This window comes from Streptomyces sp. NPDC029296, from assembly GCF_055569255.1.
In genome coordinates this window covers 29485-48147 of record NZ_JBVHXT010000016.1, presented here as the reverse complement: position 1 = coordinate 48147, position 18663 = coordinate 29485, and the positions used below count along the sequence as shown (strand labels likewise).

Here is an 18663-nt window from a genome sequence, read left to right as displayed (position 1 = left end):
TACTTCACCCCGGAGTGTGATCTCCTGCTCCATTCACCCCGGAAATCTGCGCTTTGCCTTTACGTGACATTACGATTCCTTTACCGAACGCGCCCGTTCCACCGACGCGCGCCACCGCACCCCGCAGCCGTGACCGCTCACTTGGCGATCTCCACACAGGTCTAAACCAATTTTCCCGTCGACCCTTGTCATCGGGCCCCCGCGTCTGATGAGCTGTGGCCTGGGACACAACGGACACCCTTCGAAAGGGAGATGTCGTGAGCAACGAGAGCCTGGCCAACCTGCTCAAGGAAGAACGCAGGTTCGCGCCCCCCGCCGACCTGGCCGCACACGCCAATGTCACGGCGGAGGCGTATGAACAGGCCAAGGCTGACAGGCTCGGCTTCTGGGCCGAGCAGGCCCGCCGGCTGACCTGGGCCAAGGAACCGACCGAGACGCTGGACTGGTCCAACCCGCCGTTCGCGAAGTGGTTCAAGGACGGCGAGCTGAACGTCGCCCACAACTGCGTGGACCGCCATGTGGAGGCCGGCCACGGCGACCGCGTCGCCATCCACTTCGAGGGCGAGCCCGGCGACAGCCGCGCGATCACCTACGCGGAGCTGAAGGACGAGGTCTCCAGGGCCGCCAACGCCCTGCTGGAGCTGGGCGTGCGCAAGGGCGACCGGGTCGCCATCTACATGCCGATGATCCCGGAGACCGCGATCGCGATGCTGGCCTCGGCCCGGATCGGCGCGGCCCACTCGGTCGTCTTCGGCGGCTTCTCGGCGGACGCGCTCGCGACCCGCATCCAGGACGCGGACGCCAAGGTCGTCATCACCGCCGACGGCGGCTACCGACGCGGCAAGCCGTCCGCGCTCAAGCCGGCCGTGGACGAGGCGCTCGCCAAGGCCGACCAGGTCGAGCACGTGCTGGTGGTGCGCCGTACCGGCCAGGAGGTCGCCTGGACCGAGGGCCGCGACCTGTGGTGGCACGACCTGGTGGGCCGGCAGTCCGCCGAGCACACCCCGGAGGCGTTCGAGGCCGAGCACCCGCTGTTCATCCTCTACACCTCGGGTACGACGGGGAAGCCGAAGGGCATCCTGCACACCTCCGGCGGCTACCTCACCCAGGCGGCCTACACCCACTGGGCGGTCTTCGACCTCAAGCCGGAGACGGACGTCTACTGGTGCACGGCCGACGTCGGCTGGGTGACCGGGCACTCGTACATCGTGTACGGCCCGCTGGCCAACGGCGCGACCCAGGTGATGTACGAGGGCACCCCGGACACCCCGCACCAGGGCCGGTTCTGGGAGATCGTGCAGAAGTACAAGGTCTCCATCCTCTACACCGCGCCGACCGCGATCCGGACGTTCATGAAGTGGGGCGACGACATCCCCGCCAAGTACGACCTGTCCTCGCTGCGGATCCTCGGCTCGGTGGGCGAGCCGATCAACCCCGAGGCATGGGTCTGGTACCGCAAGCACATCGGTGCCGACCGCACGCCCGTCGTGGACACCTGGTGGCAGACCGAGACCGGCGCCATGATGATCAGCCCGCTGCCCGGTGTCACCGAGACGAAGCCCGGCTCGGCGCAGCGCCCGCTGCCCGGCATCAGCGCGACGGTCGTCGACGACGAGGCGAACGAGGTGCCCGACGGCGGCGGTGGTTACCTGGTGCTGACCGAGCCGTGGCCGTCGATGCTGCGCACCATCTGGGGCGACGACCAGCGGTTCATCGACACCTACTGGTCCCGCTTCGAGGGCAGGTACTTCGCCGGCGACGGCGCGAAGAAGGACGACGACGGGGACATCTGGCTGCTGGGCCGGGTGGACGACGTGATGCTCGTCTCCGGGCACAACATCTCCACCACCGAGGTCGAGTCGGCCCTCGTCTCGCACCCGTCGGTCGCCGAGGCCGCCGTCGTGGGCGCCGCGGACGAGACCACCGGCCAGGCCATCGTCGCCTTCGTCATCCTGCGCGGCTCGGCGTCGGAGACCGAGGCGCTCATCGGCGAGCTGCGCAACCACGTCGGCGCCACCCTCGGCCCGATCGCCAAGCCCAAGCGCGTCCTGCCGGTGGCGGAGCTGCCGAAGACCCGCTCCGGCAAGATCATGCGCCGCCTGCTGCGGGACGTCGCCGAGAACCGGCAGCTCGGAGACGTGACCACGCTGACCGACAGCACGGTCATGGACCTCATCCAGACCAAGCTGCCCGCCGCGTCCAGCGAGGACTGAGCGGACCGGGAGGACTGACACGGCACCCTCGGGGCACTCGGCCGGCGAACGCGCCGGGTGCCCCCGAGGCTCACGGTGGGATCATCGGACCCGGCACGCGCGATCTTAGGTAAACTAAGGAAAGTGTCACCAAGGTGGCACGTCAGGTGCGCCGGGAAGTCTGGTCGGCATGTGAGTTCCGCCTGCCTGCCCCCGGAGGTCTCCCGTGACCGCGCCCCGCACCCCCACCACCGTCCGCAAGGCCCTCGGCCGGCTGTCCCTGCCCGAGCGGACCTTCGTCGCGGACGCCCTGCGCACCGAGACCGTCGGCGGCGTCCTGCTGCTGCTCGCCGCCGTGGCCGCCCTGGTCTGGGCGAACGTCCCCGGCCTGCGCCACGGCTATGAGACGGTCAGCGACTTCCACCTCGGCCCCGGCGCCCTGGGCCTGCACCTGTCCGTCGCCCACTGGGCCGCCGACGGGCTGCTCGCCGTGTTCTTCTTCGTCGCCGGCATCGAACTCAAGCGCGAACTGGTCGCCGGGGACCTGCGCGACCCGAAGGCGGCCGTGCTGCCCGTGGTGGCGGCACTGTGCGGGATGGCCGTACCAGCGTTCGTCTACGCCCTCACCAACCTGGCCGGGAACGGCTCCCTCCAGGGCTGGGCGGTGCCCACCGCCACCGACATCGCCTTCGCGCTCGCCGTCCTGGCGGTCATCGGCACCTCCCTGCCCAGCGCCCTGCGCGCCTTCCTGCTCACCCTGGCGGTCGTCGACGACCTCTTCGCGATCCTGATCATCGCGATCTTCTTCACCGACCGGCTGAACCTCGCCGCCCTCGGCGGGGCCGTCGCCGGGCTCGCCGTCTTCTGGCTGCTGCTGCGCAAGGGCGTCCGCGGCTGGTACGTCTACCTCCCGCTCGCCGCCGTCGTCTGGGCGCTGATGTACAACAGCGGCGTGCACGCCACCATCGCCGGCGTGGCGATGGGCCTGATGCTGCGCTGCACCACCCGGGAGGGCGAGGAGCACTCGCCCGGCCAGCGTGTCGAGCACCTGGTGCGGCCCCTGTCGGCCGGGCTCGCCGTACCGCTGTTCGCCCTGTTCAGCGCCGGTGTGACACTGTCCGGCGGGGCGCTCGGGGACGTGTTCGGCAAGCCCGAGACGCTCGGTGTCGTCCTCGGCCTGGTCGTCGGGAAGACGATCGGGATCTTCGGCGGCACCTGGCTGACCGTCCGCTTCACCCGGGCGCGGCTCAGCGAGGAACTGGCGTGGGCCGACGTCTTCGCGATGTCCTCGCTCGCCGGGATCGGCTTCACGGTCTCGCTGCTCATCGGCGAGCTGGCCTTCGGGGGCGACACCGTCCTCACCGGCGAGGTGAAGGCGGCCGTCCTCACCGGATCGCTGATCGCGGCGGTGTGCGCGACGATGCTGCTGAAGCTGCGCAACGACCGGTACCGCAGGCTGTGCGAGGAGGAGGATCGCGACGAGGACCTCGACGGCATCCCGGACGTCTACGAACAGGGCGACCCGGCGTACCACCTCCGGATGGCCGAGATCCACGAGCGCAAGGCCGCCGAACACCGGCGGCTGGCCGCCGAGGCACGCCACGGGCTTGCGGAAGTGCCGGGCGGGGCAGGCGAGGAACGCGACCGTCCGGCATGATCTGACGAGACGGTACAAAACAAGACGGCCGCACGCGCGCGACGGCTGCACGGACAGCCGTACGAGCACCACGGCCGTCCCCGCAGCACATGTGCGGCACGAGACCTCTGAGGGAGAACGCGATGAGCGCACCCGACGGCAGCCCGGTCGGCGCCGAACGCAGCATCGGCCAGCTGTTCGCCTCGGCGACGACCGAATTGTCGGCGCTGGTGCACGACGAGATCGCGCTGGCCAAGGCCCAGCTCAAGCAGGACGTGAAGCGCGGCGCGGTGAGCGGCGGCGCCTTCTCGATGGCGGGCGCGGTCCTGGTGTTCTCCCTGCCGATGCTCAACTTCGCCCTGGCGTACGGCATCCGGACCTGGAGCCACTGGAACCTGGCGATCTGCTTCGTGCTGTCCTTCGCGGCCAACGTGCTGGTCGCCGGCCTGCTCGGGCTCATCGGCCTGGTGTTCGCGAAGAAGGCCAAGCGGGGCAAGGGCCCGCAGAAGGTGGCCGCCTCGATGAAGGAGTCGGCGGGCGTCCTGCAGAACGCCAAGCCGCACCCGCGTCCGGAGCTTGGCGACGAGCCGGCTCCCGCCGCCCTCGAGGCTGTGGCACGCTCGTCGTCATGACGGACCCCGCCGCCCCCTCCCCCGTGCGGATCGACCTTCCCGACGGGAGGCGGGTCACGCACCGGGACGTCGCCGCCAACGGCGCCCGCTTCCACATCGCGGAGCTGGGCGACGGCCCCCTGGTGCTGCTCCTGCACGGCTTCCCGCAGTTCTGGTGGACATGGCGGCACCAGCTGGCCGCGCTCGCCGACGCGGGCTACCGGGCGGTGGCGATGGACCTGCGGGGCGTCGGCGGCAGCGACCGCACGCCCCGCGGGTACGACCCGGCCAACCTGGCGCTCGACGTCACCGGGGTGATCCGCTCGCTCGGCGAGCCGGATGCCGCGCTGGTCGGCCACGACCTCGGCGGCTATCTGGCGTGGACGGCGGCGGCCATGCGGCCCAAGCTGGTGCGGCGCCTGGCGGTGGTGTCCATGCCGCACCCGCGGCGCTGGCGCGCGGCGATGCTGCGGGACGCCCGGCAGACCGCCGCCAACTCCTACATCTGGGGCTTCCAGCGGCCGTGGCTGCCCGAGCGCCAACTGACCGCCGACGACGGCGCGCTGGTGGGCCGGCTGATCCGGGAGTGGTCCGGGCCCCGGCCGCCGGAGGACGCGGCCGTGGAGGCGTACCAGCGGGCCATGTGCATCCCCTCCACGGCGCACTGCTCCATCGAGCCGTACCGCTGGCTGGTGCGTTCCCTGGCCCGCCCGGACGGTGTGCAGTTCTACCGCCGGATGAAGCGGCCCGTCCGGGTGCCGACGCTGCATCTGCACGGCTCGCTGGACCCGGTGACCCGCACCCGCAGCGCGGCCGGCTCCGGCGAGTACGTCGAAGCCCCCTACCGCTGGCGCCTGTTCGACGGCCTCGGTCACTTCCCGCACGAGGAGGACCCGGCCGCGTTCTCCGCCGAACTCGTCAACTGGCTGAAGGATCCCGAGCCGGACCGGTGACCGTTTGGTGAGGGTTCCGGTGCGTTCGGCATCCGGTTCCCCCACAGTCGTCCCCTGAATCGCCACATGCCTTGCGCATAGGCCAATTAGGGGGCGCGCGGGTGGTTATCGACCTTCGGGCGGGGGCACACGTCGGGGTATGGGCTGGACGCACGACTACAGTGACGCACCCCGCAACCGCCGCTCGGCCATGGGTCCGGGCACGCCCCAGCGGGTCGTTCCGCAACTCGCGGCAGGCGACCCGCGGGTGGGGATCCCGCGCATTCTGCGCCGCCGGGCCCGCTGGGTCTCGATGCGTCTGCGCCACGCGCGGAGCTGACGCCTCCGCGCCGTCCTACAGGGCGCAGCTGTCCGTCCCCACCTGCTCGTTCGCCGTACGGCCCCGCTCGATGTCGGCCCGGATCTCGTCCGCCGTCAGCGCGTACCCCGTGTCCGCGTCGTCGAGTGACTTGGCGAACACCACGCCGTACACCTCCCCGTCCGGAGTGAGCAGCGGGCCACCGGAGTTGCCCTGCCGGACGACGGCGTACAGGGAGTAGACATCGCGGCGGACCGTGCCGCGGTGGTAGATGTCCGGGCCGTTGGCCGTGATGCGCCCGCGCACGCGCGCGGCGCGCACGTCGTACGCTCCGTTCTCCGGGAAGCCCGCGACGATCGCGCCGTCCCCGCCGGCGGCGTCCTCGCGGGTGAACCGCAGCGCGGTCGCCCTCAGGTCGGGCACGTCGAGCACGGCGATGTCGCGCTCCCAGTCGTACAGCACGACCTTGGCGTCGTACTTGCGGCCCTCACCGCCTATCTGCACCCGCGGCGCGTCCACCCCGCCGACCACGTGCGCGTTGGTCATCACCCGGCGGTCGGCGAAGACGAAGCCGGAGCCCTCCAGGACCTTGCCGCAGCTCTGGGCGGTCCCGGTGACCTTGACGATGGAGCGCTGGGCGCGCTGGGCGACCGGGCTGCCCGCGAGGCCCTGGTCCGGCGGCCGCACGTCCTTGATCGGCTCGTCGGCGAACGGGCTGAAGACCTGCGGGAAGCCGTTCTGGGCGAGAACGGAGGAGAAGTCGGCGAACCAGGTGTCGGCCTGCTCGGGCAGCGCCCGGGAGACGCCGAGCAGCACCTTGGAGCCGCGGACCTCCTTGCCGAGGGTGGGCAGGGTCGTGCCGGCCAGGGCGGAGCCGATCAGCCAGGCCACCAGGAGCATCGCGACGACGTTGACCAGCGCGCCGCCCGTGGCGTCCAGGGCACGGGCCGGGGACCAGGTGATGTACCGGCGCAGTTTGTTGCCGAGGTGGGTGGTCAGGGCCTGGCCCACGGAAGCGCACACGATGACGACGACCACGGCCACGACCGCGGCGGTGGTACCGACCTCCTCCTTGCCGGTCATGGCGTCCCAGATCACGGGCAGCGTGTACACGGCGAGGAGGCCGCCGCCCAGGAACCCGGTCACCGACAGGATGCCGACGACGAAGCCCTGGCGGTAACCCACCACCGCGAACCACACGGCCGCGACGAGCAACAGGATGTCCAGCACGTTCACCGCTTCAGGCCTCGCCTACTCACTCCGCTCCCAGCAGCTCGGCCGGGCCCCGGGGCCGCCCCCCGGGGATACCGCACGGGGATCACCCTGTCACGCGTGCCAGTCGAGCGGGACCTGCTTCCCCCGGTCCCAGGGACGCTCCCAGCCCGCGTAGTGCAGCAGGCGGTCGATCACCCCGGCCGTGAAGCCCCACACCAGGGCCGATTCGACCAGGAACGCCGGACCGCTGTGGCCTCTGGGGTGGACGGCGGTGGCGCGGTTGGCGGGGTCCGTGAGATCCGCCACCGGCACGGTGAAGACCCGGGCCGTCTCGTCCGGGTCGACCACGCCGACCGGGCTGGGCTCGCGCCACCAGCCCAGCACGGGCGTGACGACGAAGCGGCTGACCGGGATGTACAGCCGGGGCAGCACGCCGAAGAGCTGCACGCCCGAGGGGTCGAGCCCGGTCTCCTCGCGCGCCTCGCGCAGCGCGGCCCGCAGGGGCCCGTCGCCCAGCGGATCGCCGTCCTCCGGATCCAGCGCGCCGCCCGGGAAGGACGGCTGGCCGGCGTGCGAGCGCAGGGAGCCCGCGCGCTCCATGAGCAGCAGCTCCGGCCCCCGCTCCCCCTCGCCGAACAGGATCAGCACGGCCGACTGCCGCCCCGAGCCGTTCTCCGGCGGCAGGAAGTGGCTCATCTGCGTCGGCTCGATCGTCTCCACGACGTCCACGACCGGCGCCAGCCAGTCCGGCAGCCCCGTCCTGCTGAGCGTCAGCGGGCCGCCCTGTGTGTCGCTCGTCCTCGTCATCGCCACCCCCGTCGTCCTGCCCTCTCCAACGCCCGAGGACACCGAGATCGTTCCGTCACGCGGCCCCCAGGGGCGGCGCCGGGGTACCGCCGGCGTCCAGGTAGGCCTGCGGGGGCTTCAGGCGCTGGCCCGGGAAGCCGCCCTTCTCGTACTTGAGCAGCTTCTTCGCCTTCTCCGGGTCGGTCTCGCCCTCGCCGTACGCCGGGCAGAGCGGGGCGATGGGGCAGGCGCCGCAGGCGGGCTTGCGGGCGTGGCAGATGCGCCGGCCGTGCCAGATGACGTGGTGGGACAGGTCGGTCCACTCGCTCTTCGGGAAGAGCGCGCCGACGGCGGCCTCGATCTTGTCGGGGTCGGTCTCGTCGGTCCACTGCCAGCGCCGGACGAGCCGCTGGAAGTGGGTGTCCACGGTGATCCCGGGCCGGCCATAGGCGTTGCCGAGGACGACGAAGGCCGTCTTGCGGCCCACGCCGGGCAGCGTGACCAGGTCCTCCAGCCGTCCGGGCACCTCGCCGCCGAAGTTCTCGACGAGCGCCTTGGAGAGCCCTATGACCGACCTGGTCTTGGCCCGGAAGAAGCCGCAGGGGCGCAGGATCTGCTCGACCTCCTCCGGGTTCGCGGCGGCGAGGTCCTCGGGGGCGGGGTACCGGGCGAAGAGCGCCGGGGTGGTCTGGTTGACGCGCAGGTCGGTGGTCTGGGCCGACAGCACGGTGGCGACCAGCAGCTGGAAGGGGTTCTCGAAGTCCAGCTCGGGGTGGGCGTAGGGGTACACCTCGGCCAGTTCGCGGTTGATGCGGCGGGCGCGGCGGACCAGGGCGGTGGGAGACTCGCCGCCCGGCGGCCGGACGGCGATCTTCTTGACGGGCGTGGCCTTCTTGACGGCGGCCTCGGCGGGGACGACCGCGTCGGCGGGCTTCACCTTCTTGGCGACGGCTTCGGCGGTGGCCGGCTTCCGGGCGGACGCGCCCTTCTTCGCGGCGGCCCCGGAAGAAGCGGCCTTCTTCGCGGCGGTCCCGGAGGAGGCGGCCTTCTTGGCGGGCGCGCTCTTCCTCGCCGCCGCGCTCTTCTTCGCCGGTGCCGGTTTCTTCTCGGCCTTCGTCGTGTCCGCCGCCTTCTTCGCGGCCGCCGCCTTCTTCGCGGCCGCCGCCTTCTTCATGCCCTCCGCCTTCTTCACGGGCGTGGCCTCCTCGGCGGCCTCCCCCTCCGCGCCGACAGCCTTTTTAGCCGATTTGCGCGTTTTACTACTTCCCTCGGGCGTGCGTTCGCCCACAGCGGAATCGCGACGTACAACCACCCGCCCAGCCCCCTTGGCCTGTGCTCTCACCGGCGATTTGGACACCCGGCCAGCCTAAAGCCCGGCACCGACATCCGCCCCGGACCCGGCGCAGCGGCCCCCGATCGGACCCCTGACGCATACCCCGGGAGACCGGTGCGGCATCCTTGTGACAGATCACACTGTTTGGACCGTCCGGCAAAATGGGGAACACGGTCCCCTGGCACACGGGGGAGCAAGATCCCCTGAGCAGGTCGACAAGGAGAGAACTCGTGGACGACGTTCTGCGGCGCAACCCGCTCTTCGCGGCTCTCGACGACGAGCAGGCCGCGGAGCTTCGCGCCTCCATGAGTGAGGTGACCCTCGCCCGCGGCGACTCCCTGTTCCACGAGGGCGACCCCGGGGACCGGCTGTACGTCGTGACCGAAGGCAAGGTCAAGCTGCACCGCACTTCCCCCGACGGCCGCGAGAACATGCTCGCCGTCGTCGGTCCCGGCGAACTCATCGGCGAACTGTCGCTGTTCGACCCGGGCCCCCGTACGGCCACCGCGACCGCCCTGACCGAGGTCAAGCTGCTCGGTCTCGGCCATGGCGACCTCCAGCCCTGGCTGAACGCCCGCCCCGAGGTGGCCGGCGCCCTGCTGCGGGCCGTCGCCCGCCGGCTGCGCAAGACCAACGACGCCATGTCCGACCTGGTCTTCTCCGATGTGCCGGGCCGGGTCGCCCGCGCCCTGCTGGACCTCTCGCGCCGCTTCGGCGTGCAGTCCGAGGAGGGCATCCACGTCGTCCACGACCTGACCCAGGAGGAGCTGGCCCAGCTGGTCGGCGCCTCCCGCGAGACGGTGAACAAGGCCCTCGCGGACTTCGCCCAGCGCGGCTGGCTGCGCCTGGAGGCGCGGGCCGTGATCCTGCTGGACGTGGAGCGGCTGGCCAAGAGGTCGCGCTGACGCCGTCCTCGGCCCGTACGCCGACGGGGCCCCGCTCCCACGAGCCGAGCCCCGCTGCCGTATCCGGGCGCCCGGCGCCACCGCGAGGCCGGGGAACTCATCCCCGCACGCGCGCGTACCGGGCACCGGCTCCCTCGCGGGCGCCCCGCTCCGTGTCGTCCCGTCCGCGCTAGATCAGCCCGTGCTCGCTGAGGTAGTCCAGCTGGGCCCGGACCGACAGTTCCGCCGCCGGCCACAGTGAGCGGTCCACGTCGGCGTAGACGTGGGCGACGACCTCGGCCGGGGTGCGGTGGCCGTTCTCGACCGCGGTCTCCACCTGGGCGAGCCGGTGCGCGCGGTGGGCGAGGTAGAACTCCACGGCGCCCTGGGCGTCCTCCAGGACCGGCCCGTGGCCCGGCAGGACGGTGTGCACGCCGTCGTCCACCGTGAGGGACCGCAGCCGCCGCAGGGAGTCCAGGTAGTCCCCGAGCCTGCCGTCCGGGTGCGCCACGACCGTCGTACCGCGCCCGAGGACGGTGTCGCCGGTCAGCACCGCCCGGTCGGCCGGGAGATGGAAGGACAGCGAGTCCGCGGTGTGCCCGGGGGTCGGTACGACCCGCAGCTCCAGCCCGCCCACGGTGACCACGTCCCCCGCGGCCAGGCCCTCGTCGCCGAGCCGCAGGGCCGGATCGAGGGCACGCACGCGCGTGCCGGTCAGTTCGGCGAACCGGGCGGCGCCCTCGGCGTGGTCGGGGTGACCGTGGGTCAGGAGGGTCAGGGCTATGCGCCTGCCGGCCTTCTCCGCCGTGTCCACGATGTTGCGCAGGTGGCCGTCGTCCAGCGGCCCCGGGTCGATCACCACGGCCAGGCCGGAACCGGGCTCGGCGACGATCCAGGTGTTCGTGCCGTCCAGGGTCATCGCGGAGGCGTTGGGCGCGAGGACGTTGACCGCCCGTTCGGTGGCCGGCCCGGACAGGGCCCCGCCCCGGGGCTGGCCCGGCAGCGCGCTTGCGTCGGTCATGCGGGGCCTCCACCGGTGGTCGAGGGGGTGTTCGCGGGCGTGGCCGGGCGCGGGCCGGCCGGGGTGTCCGCCGGACCGCCCGCCGGTGTTCCGGACGCCGGGGGCGTCACAGGAGCCGTCACCGGCTCGGCGGCCGTCGGGATGTGCTTGGTGAACTCCTCGTGCCCGGGCCAGGAGAGGACGATCTCGTCGCCCCGGAGGCGGGCGCTCGCCCGTACCGGCGTCATCTCGCGCGCGGGCGCGGCGGCCAGTGCCCCGGCGGCGCTGCCGTAGGGCAGCAGCTGGCGCAGGGCGGCGATGGTGGGCGGCATCATCAGCAGCTCGCCCCTGTCGTACCCGGCGGCGGCCTCGGCGGGGCGGATCCACACCGCGCGGTCGGCCTCCGTTGAGGCGTTGCGGGTGCGCTGCCCCTCGGGAAGGGCGGCCACGAAGAACCACGTGTCGTAGCGGCGGGCCTCGAACTCCGGGGTGATCCAGCGGGCCCAGGCGCCCAGCAGGTCCGAGCGCAGCACCAGGCCGCGCCGGTCGAGGAACTCGGCGAAGGACAGTTCACGCGCGACCAGGGCGGCACGGTCGGCCTCCCAGTCGTCCCCGGTGGTGTCGCCGACGACCGAGTCCGCACCGGGCCCGGCGAGCAGCACACCGGCCTCCTCGTACGTCTCCCGTACGGCCGCGCAGACGATCGCCTGGGCGCTTGCCGCGTCGACGCCGAGCCGCTCGGCCCACCACGCGCGCGAGGGGCCCGCCCAGCCGATCCGGCGGTCGTCGTCCCGGGGGTCGACGCCGCCCCCGGGATACGCGTACGCGCCTCCGGCGAAGGCCATGGAGGCGCGTCTGCGCAGCATGTGGACGACCGGCCCGTCCGGGGTGTCCTTCAGGAGCAGGACCGTGGCCGCGCGCCTCGGGGTCACCGGCGTGAGCGTGCCGTCCGCGAGCGCGCGGATGCGCTCCGGCCACTCCGGGGGATACCACTGACCGTTCGCCATGGCCGGAGGCTATCCCGTACAGGGCGATTGTTCGAGAGGTGCCCGGGGCCGGCGGGGAGGGCGGGTACGGCGGGGTCCTACTGGGCCAGCTCCACCTGGATCTCGACCTCGACCGGCGCGTCCAGCGGCAGCACCGCGACACCGACCGCGCTGCGGGCGTGCACGCCCTTCTCGCCCAGGACCTCGCCGAGCAGTTCGCTGGCGCCGTTGACGACACCGGGCTGCCCGGTGAAGTCGGACGCCGAGGCGACGAAGCCGACGACCTTCACCACGCGCGCGATGGTGTCCAGGTCGCCGACGACGGACTTCACGGCGGCCAGCGCGTTCAGCGCGCAGGTGCGGGCCAGCTCCTTGGCCTCCTCCGGCGTGACCTCGGCGCCCACCTTGCCGGTGACCGGCAGCTTGCCCTCCACCATCGGCAGCTGGCCGGCGGTGTAGACGTACGCACCGGACCGCACGGCCGGCTGGTAGGCGGCCAGCGGCGGGACCACCTCGGGCAGGGTCAGACCCAGCTCGGCCAGTTTGGCCTCGACCGCGCTCACGCCTGCTTCTCCCGCTTCAGGTAGGCCACGAGCTGCTCGGGGTTCGGCCCGGGCACGACCTGGACGAGCTCCCAGCCGTCCTCGCCCCAGGTGTCCAGAATCTGCTTCGTGGCATGGACGAGCAGCGGCACGGTTGCGTATTCCCACTTGGTCATGGGCCGACTGTAGCCGCTGTGGCCACAGGGACGGTGACCTGCGTTGTCCACAGGCCCGCGCGTGCCTGTCGGCCGGACTGGTTAGTCTCGAAGATGTGAGCAGGCTCCAGGTCGTCAGCGGCAAGGGCGGGACCGGAAAGACGACGGTCGCCGCCGCACTCGCGCTGGCCCTCGCGACCGAGGGGAAGCGGACGCTTCTCGTCGAGGTCGAGGGCCGGCAGGGCATCGCCCAGCTCTTCGAGACGGAGGCGTTGCCCTATGAGGAGCGGAGGATCGCGGTCGCGCCGGGCGGCGGGGAGGTGTACGCCCTCGCCATAGACCCCGAACTGGCCCTTCTGGACTATCTCCAGATGTTCTACAAACTGGGGAGCGCGGGCCGGGCCCTGAAGAAGCTCGGCGCAATCGACTTCGCCACCACCGTCGCGCCCGGCCTCCGGGACGTCCTGCTGACCGGCAAGGCGTGCGAGGCCGTGCGCCGCAAGGACCGGTCGGGCGGGTTCGTATACGACTACGTGGTCATGGACGCCCCGCCGACCGGCCGGGTCACCCGCTTCCTGAACGTGAACGACGAGGTGGCGGGCCTCGCGAAGATCGGCCCGATACACAATCAGGCGCAGGCGGTGATGCGGGTGCTGAAGTCTCCGGAGACGGCGGTGCACCTGGTGACGCTGCTGGAGGAGATGCCGGTCCAGGAGACCGCCGACGGCATCGCGGAACTCCGCGCGGCCCGGCTGCCGGTGGGCCGGGTCATCGTGAACATGGTCCGGCCGCGGGTGCTGGACTCGGCCGGCCTGGAACTCGTGCGGACCGTGGAGCGTTCCTCTGTCGCACGGGCGCTCTCGGCGGCCGGTCTGGGCGGGGCCCGGCGCGGCGGGAGTGCCGAGCGGCTGGTGGACCCGCTGCTGGAACAGGCCGCGGAGTACGCCGAGCGGTACGCGCTGGAGCAGGAGCAGCGCGCGGTCCTCACCGAGCTGGACCTGCCGCTGCACGAACTGCCGCTGCTCGCCGAGGGCATGGACCTGGCGGGCCTGTACGAACTCGCCACCGAGCTGCGGAAGCAGGGGTTGTCATGAGTGCGGACCCGGCCGAGGCATCCGAGACGGCGGAGGGGCCCGAGGAGGCCGAGGAGCTGGAGGAGACCGAGGAGCCCGGGGAGGCCCGCCGGCTCTCCCCCGCGCGCGTGCTGGACGTGGACCCGCTGCTGGACGACCCGAAGACCCGGATCGTGGTGTGCTGCGGCTCGGGCGGGGTCGGCAAGACGACGACCGCGGCGGCCCTCGGGCTGCGGGCCGCCGAGCGGGGCCGCAAGGTGGTCGTCCTCACCATCGACCCGGCCAGGCGGCTGGCCCAGTCGATGGGCATCGACTCCCTCGACAACGTGCCCCGCAGGGTGAAGGGCACCGAGGGCGGCGGCGAGCTGCACGCCATGATGCTCGACATGAAGCGCACCTTCGACGAGGTCGTGGAGGCGCACGCGGACCCCGCGCGGGCCGCGGCGATCCTGGCGAACCCCTTCTACCAATCGCTCTCGGCGGGCTTCGCGGGCACGCAGGAGTACATGGCGATGGAGAAGCTGGGCCAGCTGCGGGCGAAGGACGAGTGGGACCTGATCGTGGTCGACACCCCGCCGTCCCGCTCGGCGCTGGACTTCCTGGACGCGCCCAAGCGGCTCGGCTCCTTCCTGGACGGCCGGCTCATCCGTCTGCTGACCGCTCCGGCCAAGCTCGGCGGCCGGGCCGGGATGGCCTTCCTCAACGTCGGCATGTCGATGATGACCGGCACGCTCGGCAAGCTGCTCGGCGGTCAGCTGCTGAAGGACGTGCAGACCTTCGTGGCCGCGATGGACACCACCTTCGGCGGCTTCCGCACCCGGGCGGACGCCACCTACAAGCTCCTCCAGGCGCCCGGCACGGCGTTCCTTGTGGTGGCGGCCCCGGAGCGGGACGCGCTGCGCGAGGCGGCGTACTTCGTGGAGCGGCTGGCCGCGGAGAAGATGCCGCTGGTGGGCCTGGTGCTGAACCGCGTCCATGGCAGCGGGGCCGGCCGGCTGTCGGCCGAGCGGGCGCTCGCCGCCGCGGAAAATCTTGAGGACCCCCGCATTGTGGATCAGGGGGGCGGGAAAGCTGGACTTCGTAACTCTCCCGACACGCACGGCAGTTCACCATCCCACGCACCGGAGACCGCAGCTCCCGCTCCCGAGGAAGGCTCCCCCGCCGACACGGAGCGCTCGGTCGACCGGCTCACCGCGGGCCTGCTGAGGCTGCACGCCGAGCGCATGCGGCTGCTCGCGCGCGAGCGGCACACACGCGACCGCTTCCTCACCCGCCATCCCGAGGTGGCGGTGGTCGAGGTACCCGCGCTGCCCGGTGACGTCCACGACCTCGTGGGTCTGCGCGACATCGGAGACCGGATGGCGGCGCCCGAAGGGCCGGAACGGACGGAGCACGTATAGGCACCCGCACATGACACACCCCGGCGCGGACAGACACGCGTACGGCGCGTGCAGGGCACCCGGTCGTCTGCCCGCGGCTCAGGCACGGCAGCCGTACACCCGGTCACCCGCGACCGGTCGTACCGGCCCTGTGTGCCGGCCCGGGCCTCACGGAGCGCACCCGACGGGGGCCCTGGCCTTGAAGGGGTTCCTCGCCAGGCGGACCGAAGGGGATCCCCACCTCGCGAGGCGAGACTGAAGGGGGAGCCCTCAGCTCACCGCGGCGTAGTTCTCGTACACCTCGTCGTTGTCGAGGGACACGATTCCCGCTCCCCGCTCGTACTCGGAGCGGGCGGTTTCCAGGAGTCTGCGCCAGGAGGTCACGGTGGGGCGCCGGCGCAGCAGCGCACGGCGCTCGCGCTCGGTCATGCCTCCCCACACGCCGAACTCGACGCGGTTGTCCAGCGCGTCGGCCAGGCACTCGGTGCGTACCGGGCATCCGGTGCACACCGCCTTGGCCCTGTTCTGCGCTGCTCCCTGAACGAACAGTTCATCCGGATCGGTAGTGCGGCAGGCGGCCTGCGCACTCCAGTCGGTTACCCAGCCCATACCGGCGCCGTCCTCTCCCGAATCGAGGCTCCCCCACGGCGGCAGCGGCATATTCACCGCCGCCAGTTGAGGACGTTACGGAAGGTGGAGACCGTGCAACACCCCCTTCGGGCCCAATCTTGAATGGCCCGAACGGACTATGGGTAAGCGGCAGATCACCCGCGGGAGTGAGCTGAGGACATGCGTGATCATCCCGGCAAACCGGGGCAGTCGCGGTACGTCACACCGTGCGCGAGGCGGCACTCGGGCCCGCCCCCGGGGGAAAAAGGGCCGTTCTCCGAGAATTCCCGGCCGGATCCGGAACGATTCGGGGTCGTCGGACGTAGGGAGAGGTGACCGCACGGCTGTGACAGTTGAGAGCAGCTTAGGCCAATGCCTGCGCGTGTGTCCGGTGAATGAGAACGGAGACGTCCCTCTTTGCCGGGTCATGACGGGGCCGGCGCCCCGGCGAGCCCTCGGGCGGTACGTCACGATCGACACTCGGAACATCCCGACAAGCGGTCGCTCCTTCGGAACGCTCAACAGTACGGATTAGGCTGCCTCCATGCCAAAGAAGCGCTCGGGCGGTGGTCTGTCGCCCATGCAGCAGGCCGCCAAGTTCCTCGGTGTCAGTGTGCTCGCCGGAGCCGTCATGGCGGGCATCGCGCTGCCAGCGGCCGGCGCGCTGGGCCTTGCGGCCAAGGGCTCGGTCAAGGGGTTCGACGACATCCCGGCCAACCTGAAAAGTCCCCAGCTGAGCCAGCGCACCACCATCCTGGACAGCCACGGCGAGCAGATCGCGACCGTCTATTCCCGCGACCGTACGGTGGTGGACCTCAAGGACATCTCGCCCTACATGCAGAAGGCGATCGTCGCGATCGAGGACTCGCGCTTCTACAAGCACGGCGCCGTCGACCTCAAGGGCGTGCTGCGCGCCGTGAACAAGAACGCCCAGGAGGGCGGGGTCGCCCAGGGTGCCTCCACGCTCACCCAGCAGCTGGTGAAGAACTACTTCATCGAAGAGGCCGGTGACGACCCGACGAAGGTCGCCGAGGCCACCCAGCAGACCCTGGGCCGCAAGATCCGCGAGCTGAAGTACGCCATCCAGATCGAGGACAAGCTCGGCAAGAAGAAGATCCTCGAGAACTATCTGAACATCACTTTCTTCGGTGAGCAGGCCTACGGCGTCGAGGCCGCCTCCCAGCGCTACTTCTCCAAGCACGCCAAGGATCTGACCCTCCCCGAGTCGGCGCTGCTGGCGGGCATCGTGCAGTCCCCGAGCCGCTACGACCCGGTCAACGACGAGGCCGAGGCCACCAAGCGGCGCAACGTCGTCCTCCAGCGGATGGCGGAGCTGGGCGACATCTCCCAGAAGGAGGCCGACCAGGCGAAGGGGAAGCCGCTCGGCCTGCACACCAGCCGCCCCAAGAACGGCTGCATCACCGCGGTCAAGGGCGCCGGCTTCTTCTGTGACTACGTCCGCCAGGTCGTCCTCACCGACCCGGTCTTCGGCGAGACCAAGGAGAAGCGGGCCAAGCTCTGGAACCGCGGCGGCCTGACGGTCCGTACGACGCTCGACCCGCAGGCGCAGCAGTCCGTGCAGGAGTCCATCAAGGACCACGTCTACAAGAGCGACGCCGTGGCGACCGCCGCGACCGTCGTCGAGCCGGGCACCGGCAAGATCCTCGCCATGGGCCAGTCCCGCCCGTACGGCGTCAACGTCAACAACGACGAGACGACGATCAACCTGTCCGTGAACCAGGACATGGGCGGCGGCGCCGGCTACCAGCCCGGCTCCACGTTCAAGCCGATCGTCGCCGCGGCGGCCGTCGAGGGCGGCAAGCCCGCGACGCAGGAGTACTCGTCGCCGTACGAGATGGCGTACCCGAGCCCGGTGGCCGCGTGCGACGGCAAGGTGTGGCGCAACGACCCGAACCGGCCGGCCAAGCTGAAGAACGAGAACGACTCCGAGCGCGGCCCGTACGGCATGGCGGAGGCCACCGCGAAGTCGGTCAACACCTACTACGTCCAGCTGATCAGCGACATCGGTATCTGCCCGGTCGTCGACATGGCGAAGAAGATGGGCGTGGCGCGGGCGGACGGCCGCAAGATCGACCAGGCGCCGTCCATCGCGCTCGGCACCCAGGAGATGTCCCCGCTGACGATGGCGAGCGCGTACGCCGCCTTCGCCTCGCGCGGCATGTACTGCACCCCGGTCGCCATCGAGGCGGTCACCCAGAAGGCCGGCAGCGAGCAGAAGTCCCTCCAGGTGCCGAAGTCGACCTGCTCACGGGCGATGTCGGAGAACACCGCGGACACGATCAGCACGCTCCTCAAGGGCGTGGTCGAGGACGGCACGGGCCAGGAGGCCGGTCTCGGCAGCCGCCCGAGCGCGGGCAAGACGGGTACGACGGACGAGCGCTACGCGGCCTGGTTCGTCGGCTACACCCCGAACATGGCGGGCGCGGTCTGGGTCGGCGACCCGCAGCACAAGCGCAAGATGACCAACATCACCATCGGCGGCGTCCCGCACGACAAGGTCTACGGCGGCGAGGTACCGGGACCGATCTGGCGCGACATGATGTCCGGCGCGCTGGAGGGCAAGCCGGCGCCGGACTTCCACCTGATCGACCTCCCCGACGACTCGCACGACGAGGACGACCGGGAAAAAGGCGACCGGGAGTCGACGGACGACCACAACGGGGACACGACCGGGCAGACGACCGGAGGACTGATCGGCGGCCTGACCAACGGGGACACCGCTGACGGCGGCACGACCGCCGGCTCGTTCCCGACGCCGACGTTCTCGCTCCCCGGGAACCTCGTCCAGGGACAGGGGGACGGCTGGAACGGCGGCCACAACGGCAACGGCCGTGGGGGTGGCCGGCACTAGCCCGGGCCCGGGTTCTTTCCGGTACGACGGTGACCGGGTGCCGAACGGCGTGGGGGGGGGGGGGGGGGGGGGGGGGGGGGGGGGGGGGGGGAGGTGGGGGGGGGGGGGGGGGGGGGGGGGGGGGGGGGGGGGGGAAGGA

General features: G+C 71.6%; 17 protein-coding genes. 9 read left to right on the top strand and 8 right to left on the bottom strand.

Annotated elements, in window-relative coordinates; translation table 11 throughout:
- Window positions 1-215: 215 nt before the first annotated feature.
- The 5 genes from acs to ACZ4W9_RS16130 all read left to right on the top strand — a co-directional run bounded on the left by acs (window position 216) and on the right by ACZ4W9_RS16130 (window position 5711).
- Window positions 216-2213 (top strand): acetate--CoA ligase, encoded by a 1998-nt coding sequence (acs, locus tag ACZ4W9_RS16150; RefSeq protein WP_467936039.1) that lies wholly within the window; start codon window positions 216-218, stop codon window positions 2211-2213.
- A gap of 205 nt (window positions 2214-2418) precedes the next feature.
- Window positions 2419-3849 (top strand): Na+/H+ antiporter NhaA, encoded by a 1431-nt coding sequence (gene nhaA, locus ACZ4W9_RS16145; RefSeq protein ID WP_467936037.1) that lies wholly within the window; start codon window positions 2419-2421, stop codon window positions 3847-3849.
- 122 nt (window positions 3850-3971) lie between these two features.
- Window positions 3972-4460 carry a phage holin family protein gene (locus ACZ4W9_RS16140; RefSeq protein WP_467936035.1) on the top strand — a complete coding sequence of 163 codons (489 nt, stop codon included), beginning with the start codon at window positions 3972-3974 and terminating at the stop codon, window positions 4458-4460.
- Window positions 4457-5392, top strand: coding sequence for an alpha/beta fold hydrolase (locus tag ACZ4W9_RS16135; protein ID WP_467936033.1), 936 nt, complete (start codon window positions 4457-4459; stop codon window positions 5390-5392). The genes ACZ4W9_RS16140 and ACZ4W9_RS16135 overlap by 4 nt, the downstream gene beginning before the upstream one ends.
- A 139-nt stretch (window positions 5393-5531) precedes the next feature.
- Window positions 5532-5711 (top strand): hypothetical protein, encoded by a 180-nt coding sequence (locus ACZ4W9_RS16130; RefSeq protein WP_467936031.1) that lies wholly within the window; start codon window positions 5532-5534, stop codon window positions 5709-5711.
- Between the two features lie 15 nt (window positions 5712-5726).
- Here the strand turns inward: ACZ4W9_RS16130 and ACZ4W9_RS16125 are convergent, their stop codons facing one another.
- From ACZ4W9_RS16125 to nth, 3 genes are all read right to left on the bottom strand, one after another.
- Window positions 5727-6926, bottom strand: a complete 1200-nt coding sequence (locus tag ACZ4W9_RS16125; RefSeq protein WP_467936029.1) for a MarP family serine protease — start codon at window positions 6924-6926, stop codon at window positions 5727-5729.
- Window positions 6927-7016: 90 nt separating this feature from the next.
- On the bottom strand, window positions 7017-7712 hold the full coding sequence (locus ACZ4W9_RS16120; protein ID WP_467936027.1) for an NUDIX hydrolase: 696 nt from the start codon (window positions 7710-7712) through the stop codon (window positions 7017-7019).
- Between the two features lie 55 nt (window positions 7713-7767).
- Window positions 7768-8865 (bottom strand): endonuclease III, encoded by a 1098-nt coding sequence (gene nth, locus ACZ4W9_RS16115; protein ID WP_467936212.1) that lies wholly within the window; start codon window positions 8863-8865, stop codon window positions 7768-7770.
- A 389-nt stretch (window positions 8866-9254) separates the two neighbouring features.
- On the opposite strand from nth, the gene ACZ4W9_RS16110 reads away from it, so the two are divergent.
- Window positions 9255-9929 carry a Crp/Fnr family transcriptional regulator gene (locus tag ACZ4W9_RS16110; RefSeq protein WP_014674022.1) on the top strand — a complete coding sequence of 225 codons (675 nt, stop codon included), beginning with the start codon at window positions 9255-9257 and terminating at the stop codon, window positions 9927-9929.
- Window positions 9930-10098: 169 nt separating this feature from the next.
- On the opposite strand, the gene ACZ4W9_RS16105 is transcribed toward ACZ4W9_RS16110, so the two are convergent.
- The 4 genes from ACZ4W9_RS16105 to ACZ4W9_RS16090 form a co-directional block, all read right to left on the bottom strand.
- Entirely contained in the window at window positions 10099-10929 is an 831-nt protein-coding gene (locus ACZ4W9_RS16105) for an MBL fold metallo-hydrolase (RefSeq protein WP_467936025.1), read from the bottom strand.
- A complete protein-coding gene (locus ACZ4W9_RS16100) occupies window positions 10926-11915 on the bottom strand; it encodes an NUDIX hydrolase (protein ID WP_467936023.1) in 990 nt (329 codons plus the stop codon). The genes ACZ4W9_RS16105 and ACZ4W9_RS16100 overlap by 4 nt, the downstream gene beginning before the upstream one ends.
- A 77-nt stretch (window positions 11916-11992) precedes the next feature.
- Window positions 11993-12457 carry a RidA family protein gene (locus tag ACZ4W9_RS16095; RefSeq protein WP_467936021.1) on the bottom strand — a complete coding sequence of 155 codons (465 nt, stop codon included), beginning with the start codon at window positions 12455-12457 and terminating at the stop codon, window positions 11993-11995.
- Window positions 12454-12612 (bottom strand): DUF4177 domain-containing protein, encoded by a 159-nt coding sequence (locus ACZ4W9_RS16090; RefSeq protein WP_009189813.1) that lies wholly within the window; start codon window positions 12610-12612, stop codon window positions 12454-12456. The genes ACZ4W9_RS16095 and ACZ4W9_RS16090 overlap by 4 nt, the downstream gene beginning before the upstream one ends.
- Before the next feature lie 95 nt (window positions 12613-12707).
- Between ACZ4W9_RS16090 and bagA the strand changes: the two genes are divergently transcribed.
- Both bagA and bagB read left to right on the top strand, forming a co-directional pair.
- Window positions 12708-13685: an ATPase BagA gene (gene bagA / locus ACZ4W9_RS16085; RefSeq protein WP_467936019.1), complete on the top strand. Its 978-nt coding sequence runs from the start codon at window positions 12708-12710 to the stop codon at window positions 13683-13685.
- Complete coding sequence (gene bagB / locus ACZ4W9_RS16080) at window positions 13682-15064, top strand: ATPase BagB (protein ID WP_467936017.1); 1383 nt, start codon at window positions 13682-13684, stop codon at window positions 15062-15064. The genes bagA and bagB overlap by 4 nt, the downstream gene beginning before the upstream one ends.
- 249 nt (window positions 15065-15313) lie before the next feature.
- Here bagB and wblA read toward each other — a convergent pair whose 3' ends face one another.
- Entirely contained in the window at window positions 15314-15652 is a 339-nt protein-coding gene (gene wblA / locus ACZ4W9_RS16075; RefSeq protein ID WP_030606400.1) for a transcriptional regulator WblA, read from the bottom strand.
- 544 nt (window positions 15653-16196) lie between these two features.
- Here wblA and ACZ4W9_RS16070 point away from each other — a divergent pair.
- On the top strand, window positions 16197-18524 hold the full coding sequence (locus ACZ4W9_RS16070; RefSeq protein WP_467936015.1) for a transglycosylase domain-containing protein: 2328 nt from the start codon (window positions 16197-16199) through the stop codon (window positions 18522-18524).
- The last annotated feature ends 139 nt before the right edge of the window (window positions 18525-18663 follow it).

What these genes read in the sequence shown, in the direction of transcription:
- ACZ4W9_RS16105 (WP_467936025.1), bottom strand. Translation starts at nt 10,929, where the DNA reads ATGACCGACGCAAGCGCGCTGCCGGGCCAGCCCCGGGGCGGGGCCCTG.
- ACZ4W9_RS16090 (WP_009189813.1), bottom strand. Translation starts at nt 12,612, where the DNA reads ATGACCAAGTGGGAATACGCAACCGTGCCGCTGCTCGTCCATGCCACG.
- ACZ4W9_RS16070 (WP_467936015.1), top strand. Translation starts at nt 16,197, where the DNA reads ATGCCAAAGAAGCGCTCGGGCGGTGGTCTGTCGCCCATGCAGCAGGCC.
- ACZ4W9_RS16130 (WP_467936031.1), top strand. Translation starts at nt 5,532, where the DNA reads ATGGGCTGGACGCACGACTACAGTGACGCACCCCGCAACCGCCGCTCG.
- nth (WP_467936212.1), bottom strand. Translation starts at nt 8,865, where the DNA reads ATGAAGAAGGCGGCGGCCGCGAAGAAGGCGGCGGCCGCGAAGAAGGCG.
- ACZ4W9_RS16120 (WP_467936027.1), bottom strand. Translation starts at nt 7,712, where the DNA reads ATGACGAGGACGAGCGACACACAGGGCGGCCCGCTGACGCTCAGCAGG.
- wblA (WP_030606400.1), bottom strand. Translation starts at nt 15,652, where the DNA reads ATGGGCTGGGTAACCGACTGGAGTGCGCAGGCCGCCTGCCGCACTACC.
- ACZ4W9_RS16140 (WP_467936035.1), top strand. Translation starts at nt 3,972, where the DNA reads ATGAGCGCACCCGACGGCAGCCCGGTCGGCGCCGAACGCAGCATCGGC.
- ACZ4W9_RS16100 (WP_467936023.1), bottom strand. Translation starts at nt 11,915, where the DNA reads ATGGCGAACGGTCAGTGGTATCCCCCGGAGTGGCCGGAGCGCATCCGC.
- bagB (WP_467936017.1), top strand. Translation starts at nt 13,682, where the DNA reads ATGAGTGCGGACCCGGCCGAGGCATCCGAGACGGCGGAGGGGCCCGAG.
- ACZ4W9_RS16135 (WP_467936033.1), top strand. Translation starts at nt 4,457, where the DNA reads ATGACGGACCCCGCCGCCCCCTCCCCCGTGCGGATCGACCTTCCCGAC.